The sequence below is a fragment of the Streptomyces sp. NPDC091279 genome (assembly GCF_044757465.1).
Lineage (GTDB): Bacteria > Actinomycetota > Actinomycetes > Streptomycetales > Streptomycetaceae > Streptomyces.
This window is the reverse complement of record NZ_JBIVVA010000009.1, coordinates 400,148-420,561: the sequence shown is the minus strand read 5'-3', so window position 1 is coordinate 420,561 and position 20,414 is coordinate 400,148. Positions and strand designations below refer to the sequence as shown.

Sequence of the window (20,414 nt, the reverse complement as noted above, 5' to 3'; positions counted from 1 at the left end):
GGCGGGCCCTTTTCGGTCCTGGTGCCGGTCAGCCGCCGTAGGCTCCCGAGGCCGTCAGGCGCAGGGCCGTGTCGATGAGGGGGACATGGCTGAAGGCCTGCGGGAAGTTGCCCACCTGGCGCTGGTTGACCGGGTCCCACTCCTCGGCGAGGAGACCGAGGTCGTTGCGGAGGGCGAGGAGCTTCTCGAACAGCTTGCGGGCCTCGTCCACGCGGCCGATCATCGCGAGGTCGTCCGCCATCCAGAACGAGCAGGCCAGGAACGCGCCCTCGTCACCGGGCAGACCGTCGACGCCCTCGTCCGAGCCCTCGGTCGGGTAGCGCAGGATGAAGCCGTCCTGCGTGGACAGCTCGCGCTGGATCGCCTCGATGGTGCCGATGACCCGCTTGTCGTCCGGCGGCAGGAAGCCCATCTGCGGGATGAGCAGCAGCGACGCGTCCAGCTCCTTGGAGCCGTAGGACTGCGTGAAGGTGTTGCGCTCCTTGTCGTACCCCTTCTCGCAGACGTCCCGGTGGATGTCGTCGCGCAGCTCGCGCCAGCGCTCCAGCGGGCCGTCGGCGTCGCCGGACTCGATGAGCTTGATCGTGCGGTCGACAGCGACCCAGGCCATCACCTTGGAGTGCACGAAGTGGCGGCGCGGGCCGCGCACCTCCCAGATGCCCTCGTCCGGCTCGTCCCAGTGCTGCTCCAGGTAGCGGATCAGCTTGAGCTGGAGCACCGAGGCGTAGTCGTTGCGGGCCAGGCCGGTCATGTGACCCAGGTGGAGGGCCTCGGTGACCTCGCCGTAGACGTCCAGCTGGAGCTGGTGCGCGGCGCCGTTGCCGACCCGGACCGGCGCGGAGTTCTCGTAGCCGGGCAGCCAGTCCAGCTCGGCCTCGCCCAGCTCGCGTTCGCCCGCGATGCCGTACATGATCTGGAGGTTCTCGGGGTCACCGGCGACCGCGCGCAGCAGCCACTCGCGCCAGGCGCGGGCCTCCTCGCGGTAGCCGGTGCGCAGCAGCGAGGAGAGCGTGATCGCCGCGTCCCGCAGCCAGGTGTAGCGGTAGTCCCAGTTGCGGACGCCGCCGATGTCCTCGGGCAGGGAGGTGGTCGGCGCGGCGACGATGCCGCCGGTGGGCGCGTACGTCAGGGCCTTGAGGGTGATCAGCGAACGGATCACGGCCTCGCGGTAGGGCCCGTGGTACGTGCAGTGCTCGACCCACTCGCGCCAGAACTCCTCCGTCGCCGTCAGCGAACCCTCCGGGTCCGGCAGCGGCGGCGGCTCCTTGTGCGAGGGCTCCCACGAGATGGTGAACGCGATCCGGTCACCGGGGGCGACCGTGAAGTCGGCGTACGTCGTCAGGGACTTCCCGTAGGTCTCGGCGGGCGTGTCGAACCACACCGAGTCGGGTCCGGCGACGGCGACCGTGCGCCCGTCGTGCTTGTGCACCCACGGCACGACCCGCCCGTAGGAGAACCGCATCCGCAGCGCCGAGCGCATCGGGACCCGGCCCGAGACGCCCTCCACGATGCGGATCAGCTGCGGGGCGCCGTCGCGGGGCGGCATGAAGTCGGTCACCCGGACGGTGCCGCGTGGGGTGTCCCACTCGGACTCCAGGATGAGCGAGTCGCCCCGGTAGGTACGCCGGTCCGCGGTGGGCGGTTCGGCGTCCGACGCGTGCGCCGGGCCGAGCCGCCAGAATCCATGATCCTCGGTGCCCAGGAGCCCGGCGAAGATGGCATGCGAGTCGAAGCGGGGCAGGCACAGCCAGTCGACTGTGCCGTCCCGGCAGACCAGCGCGGCGGTCTGCATGTCTCCGATGAGTGCGTAGTCTTCGATGCGCCCGGCCACGTGCAACTCCAGTCGAACGGCCACGGCACCCCTAAAGGGGGTGGTCGCTGGTGCGGTCAAGGGGTCTTTGCCATATGTCGTCGATGGGGAAGCAAAGCAGTCGTCAAGCCCTGTGGCAAAACGGCATTTCTCTCTCCAACGAACTGACGAGCTCCGGTTGTTCCGGTGCCGGCGGACGGGGGTGGTGCCGCAGGACGGGACGGGCCCGGCAGAGAATGTCCGAGAAGGATACGACGCACGCAGATCATCTGCGTGCCGCTCCGGTGAACCCGATTGGACCGACCGGGTGAGCGACGGGTGCGAATCCCGTGTGTCAGGACGGGTCCGTGTCCAGGTGTGCGCGGAGCGTGGCCGGAAGCCATCACCCGCTGGCGCTGTTAGCCTGGTAGCCCGTGGGCCGGTGGGAGAGAAACCCCCGAACCGCAGCGACGGCACCCCCGGAACCTCCGGATCGGCGGCCGTACCGCACCCCCAGACCGCGACCACGGGAGCCCCGTCTTGGCCATGCCGCCCAAATCTTCGACGACCAAGCACATCTTCGTCACCGGGGGTGTCGCCTCCTCCCTCGGGAAGGGCCTGACGGCCTCCAGTCTGGGCATGCTGCTCAAGGCCCGGGGCCTGCGCGTCGTGATGCAGAAGCTCGACCCGTACCTGAACGTCGACCCGGGCACGATGAACCCCTTCCAGCACGGCGAGGTGTTCGTCACCAACGACGGCGCCGAGACCGACCTGGACATCGGCCACTACGAGCGTTTCCTCGACCGTGACCTCGACGGCTCGGCCAACGTCACCACCGGCCAGGTCTACTCGACGGTCATCGCCAAGGAGCGCCGCGGCGAGTACCTCGGCGACACCGTCCAGGTCATCCCGCACATCACCAACGAGATCAAGCACCGCATCCGGCGCATGGCGACCGACGAGGTCGACGTCGTCATCACCGAGGTCGGCGGCACCGTCGGCGACATCGAGTCGCTGCCGTTCCTGGAGACCGTCCGCCAGGTCCGCCACGAGGTCGGCCGGGACAACGTCTTCGTGGTCCACATCTCGCTGCTGCCCTACATCGGCCCCTCCGGCGAGCTGAAGACCAAGCCGACCCAGCACTCGGTCGCCGCGCTGCGCAACATCGGCATCCAGCCCGATGCCATCGTGCTGCGCTGCGACCGCGAGGTGCCGACGGCGATCAAGCGCAAGATCTCCCTGATGTGCGACGTCGACGAGGCCGCCGTCGTCGCCTGCCCGGACGCGCGTTCGATCTACGACATCCCCAAGACCGTGCACGGCGAGGGCCTGGACGCCTACGTCGTCCGCAAGCTGGACCTGCCGTTCCGCGATGTGGACTGGACGACCTGGGACGACCTGCTCGACCGCGTCCACAACCCCGACCACGAGATCACCCTCGCCCTGGTCGGCAAGTACATCGACCTGCCCGACGCCTACCTGTCGGTCACCGAGGCGCTGCGCGCCGGCGGCTTCGCCCACAAGGCCCGCGTCACGATCAAGTGGGTCACCTCGGACGACTGCAAGACCCCGGCCGGCGCCGCGCAGGCGCTCGCCGACGTCGACGGCGTCTGCATCCCGGGCGGCTTCGGCGACCGCGGCGTGCTCGGCAAGGTCGGCGCCATCCAGTACGCCCGCGAGCACAAGATCCCGCTGCTCGGCCTCTGCCTGGGCCTCCAGTGCATCGTGATCGAGGCCGCGCGCCACCTCGCCGGTGTCGAGGACGCCAACTCCACCGAGTTCGACTCCGCCACCGGCCACCCGGTCATCTCGACCATGGCCGAGCAGCTGGACATCGTCGCCGGTGACGGCGACATGGGCGGCACCATGCGCCTGGGCATGTACCCGGCCAAGCTCGCCGAGGGCTCCTTGGTGCGTGAGGTGTACGACGGCAAGGAGTACGTCGAGGAGCGCCACCGGCACCGTTACGAGGTGAACAACGCCTACCGCGCGGAGCTGGAGAAGAAGGCGGGTCTGGTCTTCTCCGGCACCTCCCCCGACGGCAAGCTCGTCGAGTACGTCGAGTACCCGCGCGACGTCCACCCCTACCTGGTCGCCACTCAGGCGCACCCGGAGCTGCGCTCGCGGCCGACCCGCCCGCACCCGCTGTTCGCGGGTCTGGTCAAGGCCGCCGTGGAGCGGAAGATCTCGAACTGACACACCAGTTGTACGGTGACCGGGGTGCATGCCTTCAACGGTGGGCACCCCGGTTTTCTTACGCGCACGTCGGGAAAGGCACGGCATGACGATCGAGGACATCCCCGAGCAGTGGGAGATCCGGGCGACCCAGACCCCGTTCACCGGCAACAAGACCGCCGTCCGCACGGACGACGTGGTCATGCCGGACGGTACCGTGGTCCGCCGCGACTACCAGGTGCACCCCGGTTCGGTGGCCGTCCTCGCGCTCGACGACGCCGACCGGGTGCTGCTCATCCGCCAGTACCGCCACCCCGTGCGCCACAAGCTGTGGGAGATCCCGGCGGGGCTGCTCGACGTGCCCGGTGAGAACCCGCTGCACGCGGCCCAGCGGGAGCTGTACGAGGAGGCGCACGTCAAGGCCGAGGAGTGGCGGGTGCTGACCGACGTCTACACCACGCCCGGCGGCTGCGACGAGTCCGTACGGATCTTCCTCGCCCGGAATCTGTCCGAGGCGGACGGTGAGCGTTTCGCCGTCGAGGACGAGGAGGCCGACATGGAGTACGCCCGGGTGGAGGTGGCCGAGCTGGTCCGGGGCGTCCTCGCGGGCGAGCTGCACAACAACTGCCTGGTCGTCGGCGTGCTCTCGCTCGTCGCCGCCCGGCACGGCGACGGCCTCGACGCGCTGCGCCCCGCCGACGCGCCCTGGCCTGCCCGTCCCTTCACCTCCTGAACGGCCCCCGGCGGCGTATTGGTGTGACCATCGGCTGATCCGATCGGGGGACCTCACCGCCGCGCTCCGCCCGGAACGTAGCAGAGCGTGAACTAGGCTCTGGAAACGCCCGATCCGGAGACCCGGCGGGCTCGCGCGTGCGGTGGGACGGGAGTGTGGCCCGTGACGGATCAGGCGGTGGACACAGGCGGTGTACGGCTGTCGGGACATTCGGCTGCGAAGAGTCAGTTCCTGGGCCGGGCAAGGGAGTTGAAGGAACTCCTCGCCGACATCGAACGCGCGGGGCTCGACACCATCGCCGGCCGCAAGGCGCCCCGCGCGCGGGTGCTGCTCATCGCCGGACGCCCCGGTTCCGGACGCACCGCCCTCGCCGAGGAACTCGCCTCCCAGGTCGCCGCCCGGTACCGCGACGGCACGCTCAGGGCCCGCCTCAGCGAACCCGACGGCACCCCCGTACCGGTCGAGCGCGCCGCCCGTGAGCTGCTCACCGCCCTCGACCTGCCGACCCCGGCCGGAGCCGACCAGGACGACCTGAGCGAGGCCCTGCGCACCGCCCTCAAGGGCCGCCGGACGCTGCTCCTGCTCGACGACGCCGTCGACGCCGAACAGGTCGACGCGCTGCTCCCCGACAGCCCCGAGTGCCTCGCCGTCGCCGTCTCCGACGGACCGCTCACCGGTCTGAGCGACGTCCGGCCCTGCACCCTCGGCGGCCTCGACACCAAGTCGGCCCTGGAGCTGCTCACCCGGTACACCGGCGCCGTCCGCATCACCGTCGACCCGTGCGCCGCCGAGGGCCTCGTGGAGGAGTGCCAGGCCCACCCCGCCACCCTCACCCTGGCCGGCGCCTGGCTCGCCGCCCGCCCCCAGGCCGCCGTCTCCGACCTCGCCAAACAGCTGCGGGCCGACGACGCGGAGGGCACCCCGCTCAGCCGGGCGTTCCGGCTGGTGTACACCTCGCTGCCGGAACCGGCCGCCCGGATACTGCGGCTGCTCTCCCTCGCCCCGGCCGGCCTGGTCGACCCGCACACCGCGTCCGCGCTGGCCGGCTGCTCGATCGGCGGCGCCCGCACCACCCTGGACGACTTCGTCACCCTCGGCCTGCTGCGGGCCATCCCCTCGCCGCTGCCCCGCTACGAGGTGCCCGGCTCGCTGTACCCCCTGCTCAAGGCGCTCGCCGAACGCCAGGACCGGCCGGGCGAACTGCAACTGGCCCGCGCCCGGATGCTGGAGCGGACCGTGCGGCTGCTCCAGTCCTGCCGGGCCATCACCGAGACCGACAACCCCGAGGCGCGCGAGCGGCTGCACGGTATGCCGCGTTCGCTGCGCTTCGCCAGCCCGCGCGCGGCCGAGGAGTGGCTGCGGGTGAGCAGGCCCGCCCTGCTGGCCGCCGCCCGCCTCGCCGTCGCCGACGGTGAACTCGACACGCTGGCCAGGCGGTTGCTGTCCCAGCTGGTCAGGACGACGGTCGCGCACGTCGGCACGCAGGCCGCCGCGCCCGACCTCTACGGCGTCCACGGGCTCGTCCTCGACGTGGCCGAGCGCCGGGAGCTGCCCCGGGAGAAGGCGGCGGCCCTGCTGAACCTCGGTGACCTGGACGCCCAGACCGGGCGGACGGCACAGGCCCTGGCGCGGTACCGGCAGGCGCTGGACGCCGGGCGAGCGGCGAACGACCCGTACGCGACCGGACGCGCCATGGAATCGGTGGGCGGCGCCCATCTGGAGCTGGGGGACTACGACCGGGCCGCCGACTGGTTCGGGCGTGCTCTGGCCCAGCGGCTGGCCCGCGGCGAGCGCGCGGACGCCGCCCGGCTGTACGGGCGGATCGCCGCCGCGCAGACCTTCGCGGGCCGTTACGGCGAGGCCCAGCGCAACTGGCGGGCCGCGGTCGCCGGGTACCGCAAGGAGGGCGAGGTGGCGGCCCACGCGCGGGCGTTGAGCGAGCTGGCGCGGGTCCAGGAGTACGCGGGCCGCCCCGAGGAGTCGTTGCACACCTGCCACGAGGCGCTGGACTGGGCGCGCCGGGCCGAGGACGTCCGCCTCCAGGCCGCGTTGCAGCTGCGGCTGGCGGACACCCTGGAGCACCTCGGCGACCCCGCCTCCGCCGGTCTGCACCGCAGCACGGCCGAGCGGCTGCTCGGCGAGGAGACGGAGGAGACGGGCGAGGCGGGCGAGGCGGAAGGGGCGGACGCGGTGCGGGGGCGCGGGGAGCGCGGGGAACCGGTGGCGCCAGGGGCCGGAGAGGGCTCTGATCACGCCGATCGTCTGGAACATGACGCTAACGCCTGCGAAATCCGTAGTACATCCGCCAAAGATTGATGCAATGAAAGGCTAGACAGCGGGAACACCTTCATTAGACTGGCTCTGCCGCAGCTCCTCCTGCGGTGTACCCCGGCGCGCCATGCCTGTCGGGGTATGAGACGTATTGCCCCACCCCCCCCTCTGAGCCAAGGACCGTGATCGACGTGCTGGTCGGCATCCCCCGCGAGGTCAAGAACAACGAGTTCCGGGTGGCCATCACCCCCGCCGGCGTGCACGAGCTGGTGCGCCACGGACACCAGGTCGCCATCGAGGCGGGCGCCGGGCTCGGCTCCTCCATCACCGACGAGGAGTACGTCCTCGCCGGCGCGCGGATCGTGCCCACCGCCGACGAGGTCTGGGCCACCGCCGACCTGCTGCTCAAGGTCAAGGAGCCGATCGCCGAGGAGTACCACCGCCTCCGCAAGGACCAGACCCTCTTCACCTACCTGCACCTCGCCGCGTCCAGGGAGTGCACCGACGCGCTCCTGGCCTCCGGCACCACGGCCATCGCCTACGAGACGGTCGAACTCCCCAGCCGGGCGCTGCCGTTGCTCGCCCCGATGTCCGAGGTCGCGGGCCGCCTCGCCCCGCAGGTCGGCGCCTACCACCTGATGCGGGCCGGCGGCGGCCGGGGCGTCCTGCCCGGCGGGGTGCCCGGCGTCGCGGCGGGCCGGGCGGTCGTCATCGGCGGCGGCGTCTCCGGCTGGAACGCGGCACAGATCGCCATCGGGATGGGCTTCCGCGTCACGCTGCTCGACAAGGACATCAACAAGCTCAAGGAGGCCGACCGGATCTTCGGGACCCAGATCCAGACCGTCGTCTCCAACGCCTTCGAACTGGAGAAGGCGTGCCTGGAGGCCGACCTCGTGATCGGGGCCGTCCTGGTCCCCGGTGCCAAGGCGCCGAAGCTGGTCACCAACGAACTGGTCTCCCGGATGAAGCCCGGAAGTGTCCTTGTCGACATCGCGATCGACCAGGGCGGCTGCTTCGAGGACTCCCGCCCGACCACCCACGCCGAGCCGACCTTCCCGGTCCACGGCTCGGTCTTCTACTGCGTCGCCAACATGCCCGGCGCGGTCCCCACCACCTCGACCCACGCGCTCACCAACGCCACGCTGCCCTACCTCGTCGAACTCGCCGACCACGGCTGGGCTCAGGCGCTGCGCCGCGACCCGGCACTCGCCCGGGGTCTCAACACCCATGACGGCAAGGTCGTTTACCGCGAGGTCGCCGAGGCGCACGGCCTGGAGCACGTCGAACTGACGACGCTGCTCGGCTGAACCGCTCCCGTCACCGAGACGCCAAGTCACCTTTCGGTAAAAGGCGATACGTCAACACGGCTCCTCAACGTCGCACATCGGGCCGGACCTTGCCCACAAGGTCCGGCCCGATGTGTGTATGGTCACTTTGCCGCACTCGGCCAACTAGCCGTGAACGTAACCCTTTGGTCGATTCGTACACCCCCACAGCCTGCCGTGCGACGGTCGTACGCCCTTGACAGAGGGATGTTTCATTGCCGACACATCATGCCGGGTCCGGCGGATTGTGTTGCTGCGGACACCCGACACGCCATAGAGTCGCCAACCGTCGGCATGGTGCCACGCTGACCTGTCTAGAAGTTTCCTGGTCACCAAGGAGGTAAGACGACTTGTGAATGAGTCGACATTTTCTCCCGGAGGTGGTCAACCAGGAATGCCGGTACCGGGTCAGGTTCCCGCGGGGTTCGAGGCTGTCGGTTCCGTAGCGGTGCGCACCTTCGCATCCCATCAGAGCCACCAGCGGTTCGCGGTGACTCAGTCAGCACACCAGAGCATGGATGGCCATCACGTGAACGCCATGGCCGGCGACGGAAGTGGCGCGCCCCACAACCAATTCGCCGACTACGACGAACTGCCCGACGGGCACTTCTACGACCCAGACGCCGAATACGAGCCGGACCCGGAGTACGCGGCCACGCTCGCGCCCGACGCCGCCCGACAGCGCCGTGAGCGCATCGGACCGACCGGACGCCCGCTGCCGTACTTCCCGATCCCGGGCCCGCTGGCCGACCACGGCCCCGCGAAGATCATCGCGATGTGCAACCAGAAGGGCGGCGTCGGCAAGACCACGTCGACCATCAACCTGGGTGCCGCGCTCGCGGAGTACGGACGCCGCGTGCTGCTCGTCGACTTCGACCCGCAGGGCGCGCTGTCGGTCGGACTCGGCGTCAATCCGATGGAGCTGGACCTCACCGTCTACAACCTGCTCATGGAGCGGGGCATGGCGGCCGACGAGGTGCTCCTGAAGACCGCGGTCCCCAACATGGACCTGCTCCCGAGCAACATCGACCTGTCCGCCGCCGAGGTCCAGTTGGTCTCCGAGGTCGCGCGCGAGTCCACGCTCCAGCGCGCCCTGAAGCCCCTGATGGCCGACTACGACTACATCGTGATCGACTGTCAGCCCTCCCTGGGCCTCCTCACCGTCAACGCCCTCACGGCCGCCCACAAGGTGATCGTGCCGCTGGAGTGCGAGTTCTTCGCGCTGCGCGGTGTGGCGCTGCTGACCGAGACCATCGAGAAGGTTCAGGAACGGCTCAACCCGGATCTGGAGCTCGACGGGATTCTCGCCACGATGTACGACTCCCGCACGGTGCACAGCCGTGAGGTGCTCGCACGCGTGGTCGAGGCGTTCGACGACCACGTCTACCACACGGTCATCGGCCGCACGGTCCGCTTCCCGGAGACCACCGTCGCCGGTGAGCCGATCACCACGTACGCCTCCAACTCCGTCGGCGCCGCCGCCTACCGTCAGCTCGCCAGGGAGGTGCTCGCCCGGTGTCACGCCGAGTGAGCCTGCCGGGGGCCGACGAACTCTTCCGTACGACCGGGGGAATGGGGCTCCAGCCGTCGTCCCCGCGGCGCGGCACGGGCGGTGAGGCGCGGGTGCCCGCACCCGCCGGGGAGAGCGACGGCGTCGCCGCGACGGAAGACGCCCCGCACGCGGTGCCGGCCCAGGGCGGCGACGGTTCCGGTGCGGAGCACGCGGCCGCCGAGTCCGGCTCCGGGGAGTCCCGCAGCCGGGGCTCGGGCGAGGACGGCCGACGCCAGGCGGCGCAGGAAGGTTCTGCCTCCGGCGACGCGGGCTCCCGCAAGCGCGGTGGCCGGGCGCCCGCCCGGCGGCCCAGCGGGCGGGAACGGCACGACGAGAAGATCACCGTGTACGTGTCCGCCGAGGAACTGATGGATCTGGAGCACGCCCGGCTGGTGCTCCGGGGCGAGCACGGGCTCGCCGTCGACCGGGGACGGATCGTCCGCGAGGCGGTCGCCGTGGTCCTCGCCGACCTGGAGTCCCGCGGGGACGCGAGCATTCTCGTCCGCCGGTTGCGAGGACGGTAGAGGTAGCCTGCGAGGGCTATGACCTCGAACGATGCTCCCGCGTCCCGCCCCGGCCCCGGACCGGCCCCCGGTGGCCGGCGGCGGGCGCTCGGGCGGGGCCCCGGAGCGACACCGAGCGAGCCGGTGGCGGCCGAGGCGGAGTTCCCGGCCGAGGCGGAAGCCGAGGCTGAGCCCGCGACGGAGGCCGCGACCGGGCTTGAGGCGAGAGCCGGGGCCGAGACCGAGGTCGGCGCCGAGTCCGTGCCCGCGTCGGACCGTTCCGCGCCCGCCGGTGAGCCGTTCGGCCCGCCCGCTCCCCTCGGTGCCGATGCCGAGGGCGCCCAGGAACCCGGTGGCGACGGCGTTTTCACGGTGCGGTTGGCGAACTTCGAGGGGCCGTTCGATCTGCTGCTCCAGTTGATCTCCCGGCACAAGATGGACGTCACCGAGGTCGCCCTGTCCCGGGTCACCGATGAGTTCATGGCGTACATCCGGGGTCTGGGGTCGCAGTGGGACCTCGACGAGACCACCGAGTTCCTGGTGGTCGCCGCCACGCTCCTCGATCTGAAGGCGGCCCGGCTGCTGCCCGCCGCCGAGGTCGAGGACGAAGGTGACCTGGCGCTCCTGGAGGCGCGGGACCTGCTGTTCGCGCGGCTGTTGCAGTACCGGGCGTACAAGCAGGTGGCCGACATCTTCCAGCGGCGTCTGGAGGACGAGGGGCGCCGTTATCCCCGTACCGTCGGCCTGGAGCCGCACCTCGCCGAGCTGCTGCCCGAGGTCGTCATCAGCATCGGCGCCGAAGGGTTCGCGCGGCTCGCCGTCCAGGCCATGCAGCCCCGGCCCCGGCCACAGGTGTACGTCGATCACATCCACGCCCCGCTGGTCAGCGTGCAGGAGCAGGCCGGGATCGTCGTCGCGCGGCTCAAGGAGCTGGGCGAGGCGAACTTCCGGGACCTGATCGGGGACACCGACGACACCCTCACCGTCGTTGCCCGGTTCCTGGCGCTGCTTGAGCTGTACCGGGAGAAGGCCGTCGCGCTGGATCAGGAGACGGTCCTCGGGGATCTCCTCGTGCGCTGGACGGGCGGCGACGGGGAGGACGAGCCCACCGTCACCGACGAGTTCGACCGACCGCCCGAGCCGCGCGAGGAGGAAACGGCGTGAGCGAGACGACCACCGTCGCCGACCTCGATCTGAAGCCCGCTCTGGAGGCGGTCCTCATGGTCGTGGACGAGCCGGCCACCGAAGAACACCTGGCGAAGATCCTCCAGCGGCCCCGCCGCCGGATCACCGACGCCCTGCACGCGCTGGCCGACGAGTACACCGCCCAGGGACGCGGCTTCGAGCTGCGGCTCGTCGCGGGCGGCTGGCGTTTCTACAGCCGCCCCGCGTACGCCGCGGCCGTCGAGGGCTTCGTCCTGGACGGCCAGCAGGCCCGGCTCACCCAGGCCGCCCTGGAGACCCTCTCCGTCGTCGCCTACCGCCAGCCGGTCAGCCGCAGCCGGGTCTCCGCGGTGCGCGGAGTGAACTGCGACGGCGTCATGCGGACCCTCCTGCAACGGGGTCTGGTCCAGGAGGCGGGCGCGGAACCCGAAACAGGTGCGATCCTGTACACGACGACGAACTACTTCCTGGAGCGGATGGGCCTGCGCGGTCTGGCCGAGCTTCCGGAGCTCGCGCCCTTCCTCCCCGAGGCGGAGGCGATCGAGGCCGAGACCCAGGAGGCCGTACCGTCGTTCGATCCGGACGCACCGGATGGAGACGACGACCACACGAACTCGACGACGGACATGTGATGCGAAGCAGCGGTAGCGGCAAGAGCGGCGGGCGCGGCAACCCCCGCGGGGCCGGCAAGAACGCCGGCAAGAACAGGGACCAGAAGCAGGGCGAGCAGGGCCGCCCCAGCAAGCCCCGCCCCGAGGAGCGCCGCTACGACGTCGGCCCCGGCGCCTCCCCGGAGGGCCCCAGGTCGGGGCGCGGCGGTGCGGCACGCGGTGGCGCCAAGGGCGGGCCCAAGCAGGGGCAGCAGCGTGGCGGCCGGTCGGTGCCGGGGCGCTCGCGGGAGTTCGAGACGCGGGCGGAGGAGCGCAACCGCGACCGGTACGCCGAGGCGAAGGACGTGAAGCTGCCCCCGAAGACGTTCCCGGGCGCCGAGCAGGAGGGCGAGCGGCTCCAGAAGATCCTGGCGCGGGCCGGTTACGGCTCCCGGCGGGCCTGCGAGGAGCTGATCGAACAGGCCAGGGTCGAGGTCAACGGCGAGATCGTCCTGGAGCAGGGCAAGCGGGTCGACCCGGAGAAGGACGAGGTCAAGGTCGACGGTCTGACCGTGGCCACGCAGTCGTACCAGTTCTTCTCGCTGAACAAGCCCGCCGGTGTCGTCTCCACCATGGAGGACCCGGACGGCCGGCAGTGCCTGGGCCACTACGTCACCAACCGTGAGACCCGGCTCTTCCACGTGGGGCGGCTCGACACCGAGACCGAGGGTGTCATCCTGCTCACCAACCACGGCGAGCTGGCCCACCGGCTGACCCACCCGCGGTACGGCGTGAAGAAGACCTACCTCGCCGCGATCGTCGGCCCGGTCCCGCGTGACCTCGGCAAGCGGCTCAAGGACGGCATCCAGCTGGAGGACGGGTACGCCCGCGCCGACCACTTCCGGATCGTCGAGCAGACCGGCAAGAACTACCTGGTCGAGGTCACCCTGCACGAGGGCCGCAAGCACATCGTGCGCAGGATGCTCTCCGAGGCCGGGTTCCCGGTCGAGAAGCTGGTGCGCACGGCGTTCGGCCCGATCACCCTGGGCGACCAGAAGTCGGGCTGGCTGCGCCGCCTGTCCAACACCGAGGTCGGCATGCTGATGCAGGAAGTCGATCTGTAGACACGCGATCGCCTGAGCGACACCCACGGGTGTGGGCCGGTTCCGGATACGTCCGGGGCCGGCCTTCGCGCTGTCCGGGTGGGGGAGTTGGGGCCGGGTGCGGAGCGGGGGTGGAGGAAGCGTGGGGGCGGAGGAGGAGTGCGTCGCGGGACTTGTGGGGTGGTGATCACGGGGTCTAAGGTCGGAGCACCTTAAGAGTCGCAGTGACTCTTAATGCGGTGTGCGGGGAACGGCGTTCAGGGGGCGTTCATGGGCAACGGCAACGGCAACGGCGGCTACGACAAGTACGCCTACGAGCCCTTCGCCGTCACCGTCGACCTCGCTGTCCTCACCGTCCGCTCCGGCGCCCTGCATGTCCTGCTCGTCGAGCGGGGCCAGGAGCCCTACGCCGGTCAGTGGGCGTTGCCCGGCGGCTTCGTGGCACCACGCGAGTCCGCCGAGAACGCCGCCCGGCGTGAACTGGCCGAGGAGACCGGCCTCACCGAGGTCACCGGGCTCCACCTGGAGCAGCTGCGGACCTACAGCGAGCCCGACCGGGACCCCCGGATGCGCGTCGTCTCCGTCGCCTTCGCGGCGCTGCTGCCGGACGCGCCCGAACCGCACGCCGGCAGTGACGCGGCCCGCGCCGCCTGGCTGCCGTACGAACCGGCCCTGACGCTCGCCTTCGACCACGGGCGCATCCTGGCCGACGCGCACGAGCGGGTCGGCGCCAAGCTGGAGTACACCGGGCTCGCCACCGCCTTCTGCCCGCCCGAGTTCACCCTCGGTGAGCTGCGGCACGTCTACGAGGCGGTCTGGGGCACCGCCCTGGACCGGCCCAACTTCCGCCGCAAGGTGCTCGCCACACCCGGCTTCGTCGAGCCGGTGACCGGCGCCGCGCGGCTGACCCGGGGCCGGGGCAAACCCGCCGCGCTCTACCGCGCGGGACCCGCCGCCGCTCTTCACCCGCCCCTGCTTCGACCGTCCCGGGAAGGACGCCCCGCATGACCACCACGACCGTTCACAAGCGCGCCGCCACCGGCGCCCTGCTCGGGCTCGCCCTCGGCGACGCGCTCGGGTTCCCCACCGAGTTCAACGACGTGCCGTCGATCCTCGCGACGTGCGGTCCCTGGCGCGGCATGGAGCTGCCGCAGCGCGCCTTCGTCTCCGACGACACCCAGATGACGCTGGCCCTGGCCCACGCGCTGCGCACCGCCATGGATCGCGGGGTGCTCGCGCCGCCGGGGCTGGAGCGGCCGCTGCGGGAGGAGTTCGTCGCCTGGTACAAGTCGCCGGAGAACAACCGCGCGCCGGGCCGGACCTGTCTGACCGCCTGCGAACTGCTGATGGACGACAACCGCCGCTGGCAGGACGCCAGTCGGATCGAGTCCAAGGGATGCGGCGCCAACATGCGGGTCGCGCCGCTCGGGCTCGCCCCCGGGCTCAGCGACGAACAGCGGGCGGGCGCCGCCCAGTTGCAGTCCGGGCTCACCCATGGCCATCCGACCGCGCTCGCCGCCTCCGACCTCACCGCCCGCGCCGTGCACCTGCTCGCGCAGGGCGTCGAACCCGCCGTTCTGGTCGATCAGTTGAGGGCGTACGCGGTGGCGCAGCGCACCCGCTACCGGCACGACTGGCTCGGGGATCTGTGGACGCGGAGCCAGGACCCGAGCCCCGAGCACTTCATCGCGCGCGGCTGGGACGAGTGCCTCGCGATCCTCGACCGGCTGGCGGCGGCGGTGGCCTGCGTCGACCCGGAGACCGACCCGTGCCTGGCCACCGGGGCCGGCTGGATCGCCGAAGAGGCCCTGGCGACCGGCCTGTTGTGCTTCCTCTGGTTCCCCGAGGAGCCCGTGACGGCGCTGCGGCGGGCCGCCTGCACCTCCGGCGACTCGGACTCGATCGCCTGCCTCACCGGCGCCTTCGCGGGCGCCCACCTCGGTGAGGACGCCTGGCCGACCCCGTGGGCGGACCGCATCGAACACGGCGGCGACCTGATGACCCTCGGGGCGCTCTGGGACGTCTAGCCGGAGCGCGGAGCCGGCTCGCTCCGCGCTCCAGCTGCTCAGGGGCAGGGCGAGGGGGGCGTCACCGCAGGCGGATCGACGCGCCCTTCACCTCGATCTTCCTGGCGGGCAGCGCCTTCGTCGCCGGGCCGTGCGCCACCGTTCCGTCGGCGATGTGGAACCTGCTGCCGTGGCACGGGCAGTCGATGGTGCCGTTCCGGACCTTGGCCACCGTGCAGCCCTGGTGGGTGCAGATCGCCGAGAAGCACATGAAGTGGCCCTTCTTCGGCTGGGTCACCACGACCTTCTTGGCCTTGAAGATCTTGCCGCCGCCGACCGGGATCTCGGAGGTCTTCGCCAGCTCCTTCGGGGCGGCCTCGACGGCCTGGCTGTCGCCGTTGCCGCAGCCCGCGGCGGCCAGCGTCACCGCGCCGGTGGTGAGCAGGATCGTGCGTCGTGTCGAACGGTGGGTCATGGCGTCACTCCGAAGGTGAGGGGGGTCGGGGAGAGGCAGCAGCATCTTGGCACCGGAAACGCCCAGAGCGGGGTACATCGGGAGAGGGTCACCAAAACGCGCGTACCGCCCGTGCCCGGCGTCTCAGGAGGCGGGCGCCACGATCCCGTTCCGGGCGGGCTGGCTACGCTGGACGCCGAAGAGCCGAAGCGCCGGACGACGAGGAGCAGCACCGTGGCGGTACGAGCGGTCCGGGGGGCCGTCCAGTTGGAACGGGACGAGGTCGGACACATGGACGAGCAGGTCGGGGCCCTGCTCACCGCCATCCTGGAGCGGAACGCCCTCACCGCCGACGACCTGATCAGCATCTGGTTCACGGCCACCCCCGACCTGCACTGCGAGTTCCCGGCCGCCGCCGCCCGCAGCCTCGGCCTCGTCGACGTGCCGCTGATCTGCGCCCAGGAACTCGACATCGAGGGCGCCCTGCCCCGCGTCGTCCGGGTCCTCGCCCACATCGAGTCCGACCGCCCCCGCTCCGAGATCGCGCACGTGTACCTCGGTGCCGCGGGCGCCCTGCGCAAGGACATCGCCCAGTGAGGACCGCACTCGTCATCGGCACCGGCCTGATCGGCACGTCCGCCGCGCTCGCCCTGGCCCAGCGGGGCGTCGTCGTCCACCTGGCCGACCACGACCCCGAGCACGCCCGCACCGCCGCCGCCCTCGGCGCCGGCACCGACGAGCCGCCCACCGCGCCGGTCGACCTCGCGATCGTCGCCGCCCCGCCCGCCCGCACCGCCGCCGTCCTCGCCGATGCCATGCGGCGCGGCGTCGCCCGCGGCTACCTCGACGTCGCCAGCGTCAAGGGCGGACCGCGCCGCGAGCTGGAGGCGCTCGGCCTCGACCTGTCGGCCTACCTCGGCACCCACCCGATGTCGGGCCGCGAGAAGTCCGGACCGCTGGCCGCCACCGCCGACCTCTTCGAGGGCCGCCCCTGGGTCCTCACCCCCGGCCGCGACACCGACACCGAGGTGCTCAACCTCGCCCTGGAACTGGTCTCGCACTGCCGGGCCGTGCCGGTCGTCATGGACGCCGACGCCCACGACCGCGCCGTCGCCCTCGTCTCCCACATGCCGCACCTGGTCTCCAGCCTGGTCGCCGCCCGCCTGGAGCACGCCGAGGAGGCCGCCGTGCGGCTGTGCGGGCAGGGCATCAGGGACGTCACCCGGATCGCCGCCTCCGACCCCCGGATGTGGATCGACATCCTCTCCGCGAACCCCGGCCCGGTCGCCGACCTCCTCACCGACGTCTCCGCCGACCTCGACGAGACCGTCCGCGCCCTGCGCGCCCTCCAATCCGCCGACGAGGACAAACGGCACGAGGGCGCCGCCGACATCGCCGACGTCCTGCGGCGCGGCAACGCCGGACAGGTCCGGGTCCCCGGCAAGCACGGCTCCGCGCCGCGCGCCTACGAGGTCGTCGCCGTGCTCATCGACGACCAGCCGGGACAGCTGGCCCGCATCTTCGCCGACGCGGGGGTCGCCGGGGTCAACATCGAGGACGTGCGCATCGAGCACGCCACCGGTCAGCAGGCGGGTCTGGTGCAGCTGATGGTGGAGCCCAAGGCGGCACCGGTGCTCACGGCCTCGCTGCGGGAGCGGGGCTGGGCCATCCGGCAGTGAAACGCCCTCCGGCGAGCCAGTAACCTGGTACGGGGCACGATCGCGCCCCGCACTCTCCCACCGCACCGCACCAGGAAGGTGTCCCCCCGTGGAAAACGGCGCCGCCCAGCCCGTGATTGTCGCCATCGACGGCCCCGCCGGTACCGGCAAGTCGAGCACGTCGAAGGCCGTCGCCACGCAGCTCGGCCTGAGCTACCTGGACACCGGCGCCCAGTACCGGGCGATCACCTGGTGGATGGTGACCCACGAGATCGACATCGACGACCCCTCCGCGATCGCCGCCGTGGCCGGCAAGCCGGAGATCGTCTCCGGCACCGACCCGGCCGCCCCGACGATCACCGTCGACGGCATCGACGTCGCCGGGCCCATCCGCACCCAAGAGGTCTCCTCCCGGGTCAGCGCGGTCAGCGCGGTGCCCGAGGTGCGCACCCGGATCACCGAACTCCAGCGCGCCGTCGCGGCCGGTGCGGCCCGGGGCATCGTCGTCGAGGGCCGGGACATCGGGACGACGGTGCTGCCCGACGCCGACCTGAAGATCTTCCTCACCGCCTCCCCGGAGGCCCGCGCCGCCCGGCGCAGCGGCGAGCTGAAGGGCTCCGACGTCGCCGCCACCCGCGAGGCACTCCTCCAGCGGGACGCGGCCGACTTCAGCCGCAAGACCTCGCCGCTGGCCAAGGCCGACGACGCGGTCGAGGTCGACACCACCGACCTCACCCTCGCGCAGGTCATCGAGTGCGTCGTGACCCTCGTCGAGGAGAAGCGGGCGGCGAAGTGACCGAGCCTTCCGAGCGGGGCGCCGAGATCGGGCGCCGGATCGGCGTGGGCCTGATGTACGGCTTCTGGAAGCCGCGCGTCCTGGGCGCCTGGAAGGTACCGGCGACGGGACCCGTCATCCTCGCCGTCAACCACTCCCACAACATCGACGGCCCGATGGTCATGGGCGTGGCACCCCGGCCGACGCACTTCCTGATCAAGAAGGAAGCGTTCATCGGCCCGCTCGACCCGTTCCTGACGGGCATCGGGCAGCTGAAGATCGACCGGGACACCACCGACCGGGGCGCGATCACCCGGGCCCTGGACGTGCTGGCGGGCGGCGGGGTCCTCGGCATCTTCCCCGAGGGCACCCGGGGCGAGGGCGACTTCGCTTCCCTGCGCGCCGGGCTCGCCTACTTCGCGCTGCGCGGCAACGCCCAGGTGGTGCCGGTGGCGGTGCTGGGCAGCACCGAGCGGCGCAGCCGGCTGGTCAAGGCGGTGCCGCCGCTGCGCTCCCGGGTGGACGTCGTCTTCGGCGCCCCCTTCGCGGCGGGCGACGGTTCGGGGCGCCGCACCCGCACGGCCCTCGACCAGGCCACCGAACGCATCCAGCAGCAGCTCACCGCCCACCTGGAAAACGCCAGGCGACTGACCGGTCGCTAGGCGACACTGAGTAGTGGACCGGTCCGGCGACACCGGGACGGCCCACCGATCACCACGATGAACGAGGTACGGACTTCATGAACGACCACATCCACTCCGACGGCTCGGGCGAGGAGCACGAGCACGGGGCGCTCGGCGATGCCGAGTTCGCGGAGTTCATGGAGCTTGCCGCGGAAGAGGGCTTCGACGTCGACGACGTCGAGGGCGCGATCGACGCGGCCGGACACGGCCCGCTGCCGGTGCTCGCGGTCGTCGGCCGGCCGAATGTCGGCAAGTCGACCCTGGTGAACCGGATCATCGGCCGCCGCGAGGCCGTCGTCGAGGACAAGCCCGGCGTCACCCGCGACCGCGTCACCTACGAGGCCGAGTGGGCGGGCCGCCGCTTCAAGGTCGTCGACACCGGCGGCTGGGAGCAGGACGTCCTCGGCATCGACGCCTCCGTGGCCGCGCAGGCCGAGTACGCCATCGAGGCGGCCGACGCCGTCGTCTTCGTGGTGGACGCCAAGGTCGGCGCGACCGACACCGACGAGGCCGTCGTGCGGCTGCTGCGCAAGGCCGGCAAGCCGGTCGTGCTCGCCGCGAACAAGGTCGACGGCCAGAGCGGCGAGTCCGACGCCTCCTACCTGTGGGCCCTCGGCCTCGGCGAACCGCACCCCGTCTCCGCCCTGCACGGCCGGGGCACCGGCGACATGCTGGACGCCGTGCTGCTGGCGCTGCCGGAGGCGCCGGAGCAGTCCTTCGGCACCGCCGTCGGCGGCCCGCGCCGGATCGCGCTGATCGGCCGCCCGAACGTCGGCAAGTCCTCGCTCCTGAACAAGGTCGCGGGCGAGGAGCGCGTCGTCGTCAACGAAATCGCCGGCACCACCCGTGACCCGGTCGACGAGCTGATCGAACTCGGCGGCGTCACCTGGAAGTTCGTCGACACGGCGGGCATCCGCAAGCGCGTCCACCTCCAGCAGGGCGCCGACTACTACGCCTCGCTGCGCACCGCGGCCGCCGTCGAGAAGGCCGAGGTGGCGGTCATCCTGATCGACGCCACCGAGTCGATCTCGGTGCAGGACCAGCGGATCGTCACCATGGCCGTCGAGGCGGGCCGCGCCCTGGTCATCGCCTACAACAAGTGGGACAACCTCGACGAGGAGCGCCGCTACTACCTGGAGCGGGAGATCGAGACCGAGTTCGCCCAGGTCGCCTGGGCGCCCCGGGTCAACGTCTCGGCGCGCACCGGACGGCACATGGAGAAGCTGGTCCCGGCCGTCGAGGCCGCCCTCGCGGGCTGGGAGACCCGGGTCCCGACCGGCAGACTGAACGCCTTCCTCGGCGAGCTGGTCGCCGCCCACCCGCACCCGATCCGCGGCGGCAAGCAGCCCCGCATCCTCTTCGGCACCCAGGCCGGCACCAAGCCCCCGCGGTTCGTGCTGTTCGCCTCCGGGTTCATCGAGGCGGGCTACCGCCGCTTCATCGAACGCCGGCTGCGCGAGGAGTTCGGCTTCGAGGGCACCCCGATCCACATCTCGGTCCGGGTGCGCGAGAAGCGCGGCGCCAAGAAGAAGTAACCCGAGCAGCGGCACAAGCGGCAGCTGAACGGCGAGAAGGGCGGCCCCGGTCGGAGAGAACCGGGGCCGCCCTTCGGCGTGTGCGCGGGCCGCGTGTC

General features: G+C 71.7%; 18 protein-coding genes. 16 read left to right on the top strand and 2 right to left on the bottom strand.

The window, feature by feature from the left end:
• Positions 1-28: 28 nt before the first annotated feature.
• Positions 29-1,831 (bottom strand): glycoside hydrolase family 15 protein, encoded by a 1,803-nt coding sequence (locus tag ACIQOU_RS24545; protein ID WP_401539037.1) that lies wholly within the window; start codon positions 1,829-1,831, stop codon positions 29-31.
• A gap of 504 nt (positions 1,832-2,335) precedes the next feature.
• Here ACIQOU_RS24545 and ACIQOU_RS24540 point away from each other — a divergent pair.
• The 11 genes from ACIQOU_RS24540 (at position 2,336) to ACIQOU_RS24490 (ending at position 15,232) form a co-directional block, all read left to right on the top strand.
• Complete coding sequence (locus ACIQOU_RS24540; protein ID WP_401538977.1) at positions 2,336-3,985, top strand: CTP synthase; 1,650 nt, start codon at positions 2,336-2,338, stop codon at positions 3,983-3,985.
• 85 nt (positions 3,986-4,070) lie between these two features.
• Positions 4,071-4,697, top strand: a complete 627-nt coding sequence (locus ACIQOU_RS24535) for an NUDIX domain-containing protein (RefSeq protein ID WP_401538976.1) — start codon at positions 4,071-4,073, stop codon at positions 4,695-4,697.
• Between the two features lie 162 nt (positions 4,698-4,859).
• The gene (locus ACIQOU_RS24530; protein WP_401538974.1) at positions 4,860-7,013 is read left to right on the top strand and encodes a tetratricopeptide repeat protein; all 2,154 of its coding nucleotides are present in this window, start codon (positions 4,860-4,862) and stop codon (positions 7,011-7,013) included.
• A gap of 146 nt (positions 7,014-7,159) precedes the next feature.
• On the top strand, positions 7,160-8,275 hold the full coding sequence (gene ald / locus ACIQOU_RS24525; protein ID WP_401539036.1) for an alanine dehydrogenase: 1,116 nt from the start codon (positions 7,160-7,162) through the stop codon (positions 8,273-8,275).
• A 412-nt stretch (positions 8,276-8,687) separates the two neighbouring features.
• Positions 8,688-9,824, top strand: coding sequence for a ParA family protein (locus ACIQOU_RS24520; protein WP_401538973.1), 1,137 nt, complete (start codon positions 8,688-8,690; stop codon positions 9,822-9,824).
• Positions 9,809-10,369 (top strand): hypothetical protein, encoded by a 561-nt coding sequence (locus ACIQOU_RS24515; RefSeq protein ID WP_401538972.1) that lies wholly within the window; start codon positions 9,809-9,811, stop codon positions 10,367-10,369. The genes ACIQOU_RS24520 and ACIQOU_RS24515 overlap by 16 nt, the downstream gene beginning before the upstream one ends.
• A gap of 18 nt (positions 10,370-10,387) precedes the next feature.
• Entirely contained in the window at positions 10,388-11,512 is a 1,125-nt protein-coding gene (locus ACIQOU_RS24510) for a segregation and condensation protein A (protein ID WP_401538970.1), read from the top strand.
• Positions 11,513-11,568: 56 nt separating this feature from the next.
• Positions 11,569-12,144: an SMC-Scp complex subunit ScpB gene (locus ACIQOU_RS24505; RefSeq protein ID WP_401539035.1), complete on the top strand. Its 576-nt coding sequence runs from the start codon at positions 11,569-11,571 to the stop codon at positions 12,142-12,144.
• Complete coding sequence (locus ACIQOU_RS24500) at positions 12,144-13,226, top strand: pseudouridine synthase (RefSeq protein ID WP_401538968.1); 1,083 nt, start codon at positions 12,144-12,146, stop codon at positions 13,224-13,226. Before ACIQOU_RS24505 ends, ACIQOU_RS24500 begins: the two co-directional genes overlap by 1 nt.
• A 249-nt stretch (positions 13,227-13,475) precedes the next feature.
• Complete coding sequence (locus ACIQOU_RS24495; RefSeq protein WP_401538967.1) at positions 13,476-14,213, top strand: NUDIX hydrolase; 738 nt, start codon at positions 13,476-13,478, stop codon at positions 14,211-14,213.
• Positions 14,210-15,232 (top strand): ADP-ribosylglycohydrolase family protein, encoded by a 1,023-nt coding sequence (locus tag ACIQOU_RS24490; protein WP_401538965.1) that lies wholly within the window; start codon positions 14,210-14,212, stop codon positions 15,230-15,232. Before ACIQOU_RS24495 ends, ACIQOU_RS24490 begins: the two co-directional genes overlap by 4 nt.
• Positions 15,233-15,293: 61 nt before the next feature.
• Here ACIQOU_RS24490 and ACIQOU_RS24485 read toward each other — a convergent pair whose 3' ends face one another.
• On the bottom strand, positions 15,294-15,686 hold the full coding sequence (locus ACIQOU_RS24485) for a ubiquinol-cytochrome c reductase iron-sulfur subunit (RefSeq protein WP_401538963.1): 393 nt from the start codon (positions 15,684-15,686) through the stop codon (positions 15,294-15,296).
• 213 nt (positions 15,687-15,899) lie between these two features.
• On the opposite strand from ACIQOU_RS24485, the gene aroH reads away from it, so the two are divergent.
• From aroH to der, 5 genes are all read left to right on the top strand, one after another.
• A complete protein-coding gene (aroH, locus tag ACIQOU_RS24480) occupies positions 15,900-16,262 on the top strand; it encodes a chorismate mutase (protein ID WP_401538961.1) in 363 nt (120 codons plus the stop codon).
• Positions 16,259-17,344, top strand: a complete 1,086-nt coding sequence (locus ACIQOU_RS24475) for a prephenate dehydrogenase (RefSeq protein WP_401538960.1) — start codon at positions 16,259-16,261, stop codon at positions 17,342-17,344. Before aroH ends, ACIQOU_RS24475 begins: the two co-directional genes overlap by 4 nt.
• Positions 17,345-17,432: 88 nt before the next feature.
• Positions 17,433-18,119, top strand: coding sequence for a (d)CMP kinase (cmk, locus tag ACIQOU_RS24470; RefSeq protein ID WP_401538959.1), 687 nt, complete (start codon positions 17,433-17,435; stop codon positions 18,117-18,119).
• Complete coding sequence (locus ACIQOU_RS24465; RefSeq protein ID WP_401538958.1) at positions 18,077-18,760, top strand: lysophospholipid acyltransferase family protein; 684 nt, start codon at positions 18,077-18,079, stop codon at positions 18,758-18,760. The genes cmk and ACIQOU_RS24465 overlap by 43 nt, the downstream gene beginning before the upstream one ends.
• A 77-nt stretch (positions 18,761-18,837) precedes the next feature.
• The gene (der, locus tag ACIQOU_RS24460) at positions 18,838-20,316 is read left to right on the top strand and encodes a ribosome biogenesis GTPase Der (protein ID WP_401538956.1); all 1,479 of its coding nucleotides are present in this window, start codon (positions 18,838-18,840) and stop codon (positions 20,314-20,316) included.
• Positions 20,317-20,414 lie beyond the last annotated feature (98 nt).

Excerpts from the sequence above, each read along its gene's own strand:
- ACIQOU_RS24540 (WP_401538977.1), top strand. The coding sequence starts at position 2,336 with ATGCCGCCCAAATCTTCGACGACCAAGCACATCTTCGTCACCGGGGGT.
- ACIQOU_RS24535 (WP_401538976.1), top strand. The coding sequence starts at position 4,071 with ATGACGATCGAGGACATCCCCGAGCAGTGGGAGATCCGGGCGACCCAG.
- ACIQOU_RS24520 (WP_401538973.1), top strand. The coding sequence starts at position 8,688 with ATGCCGGTACCGGGTCAGGTTCCCGCGGGGTTCGAGGCTGTCGGTTCC.
- ACIQOU_RS24510 (WP_401538970.1), top strand. The coding sequence starts at position 10,388 with ATGACCTCGAACGATGCTCCCGCGTCCCGCCCCGGCCCCGGACCGGCC.
- ACIQOU_RS24505 (WP_401539035.1), top strand. The coding sequence starts at position 11,569 with ATGGTCGTGGACGAGCCGGCCACCGAAGAACACCTGGCGAAGATCCTC.
- ACIQOU_RS24500 (WP_401538968.1), top strand. The coding sequence starts at position 12,144 with ATGCGAAGCAGCGGTAGCGGCAAGAGCGGCGGGCGCGGCAACCCCCGC.
- ACIQOU_RS24495 (WP_401538967.1), top strand. The coding sequence starts at position 13,476 with ATGGGCAACGGCAACGGCAACGGCGGCTACGACAAGTACGCCTACGAG.
- ACIQOU_RS24490 (WP_401538965.1), top strand. The coding sequence starts at position 14,210 with ATGACCACCACGACCGTTCACAAGCGCGCCGCCACCGGCGCCCTGCTC.
- ACIQOU_RS24485 (WP_401538963.1), bottom strand. The coding sequence starts at position 15,686 with ATGACCCACCGTTCGACACGACGCACGATCCTGCTCACCACCGGCGCG.
- der (WP_401538956.1), top strand. The coding sequence starts at position 18,838 with ATGAACGACCACATCCACTCCGACGGCTCGGGCGAGGAGCACGAGCAC.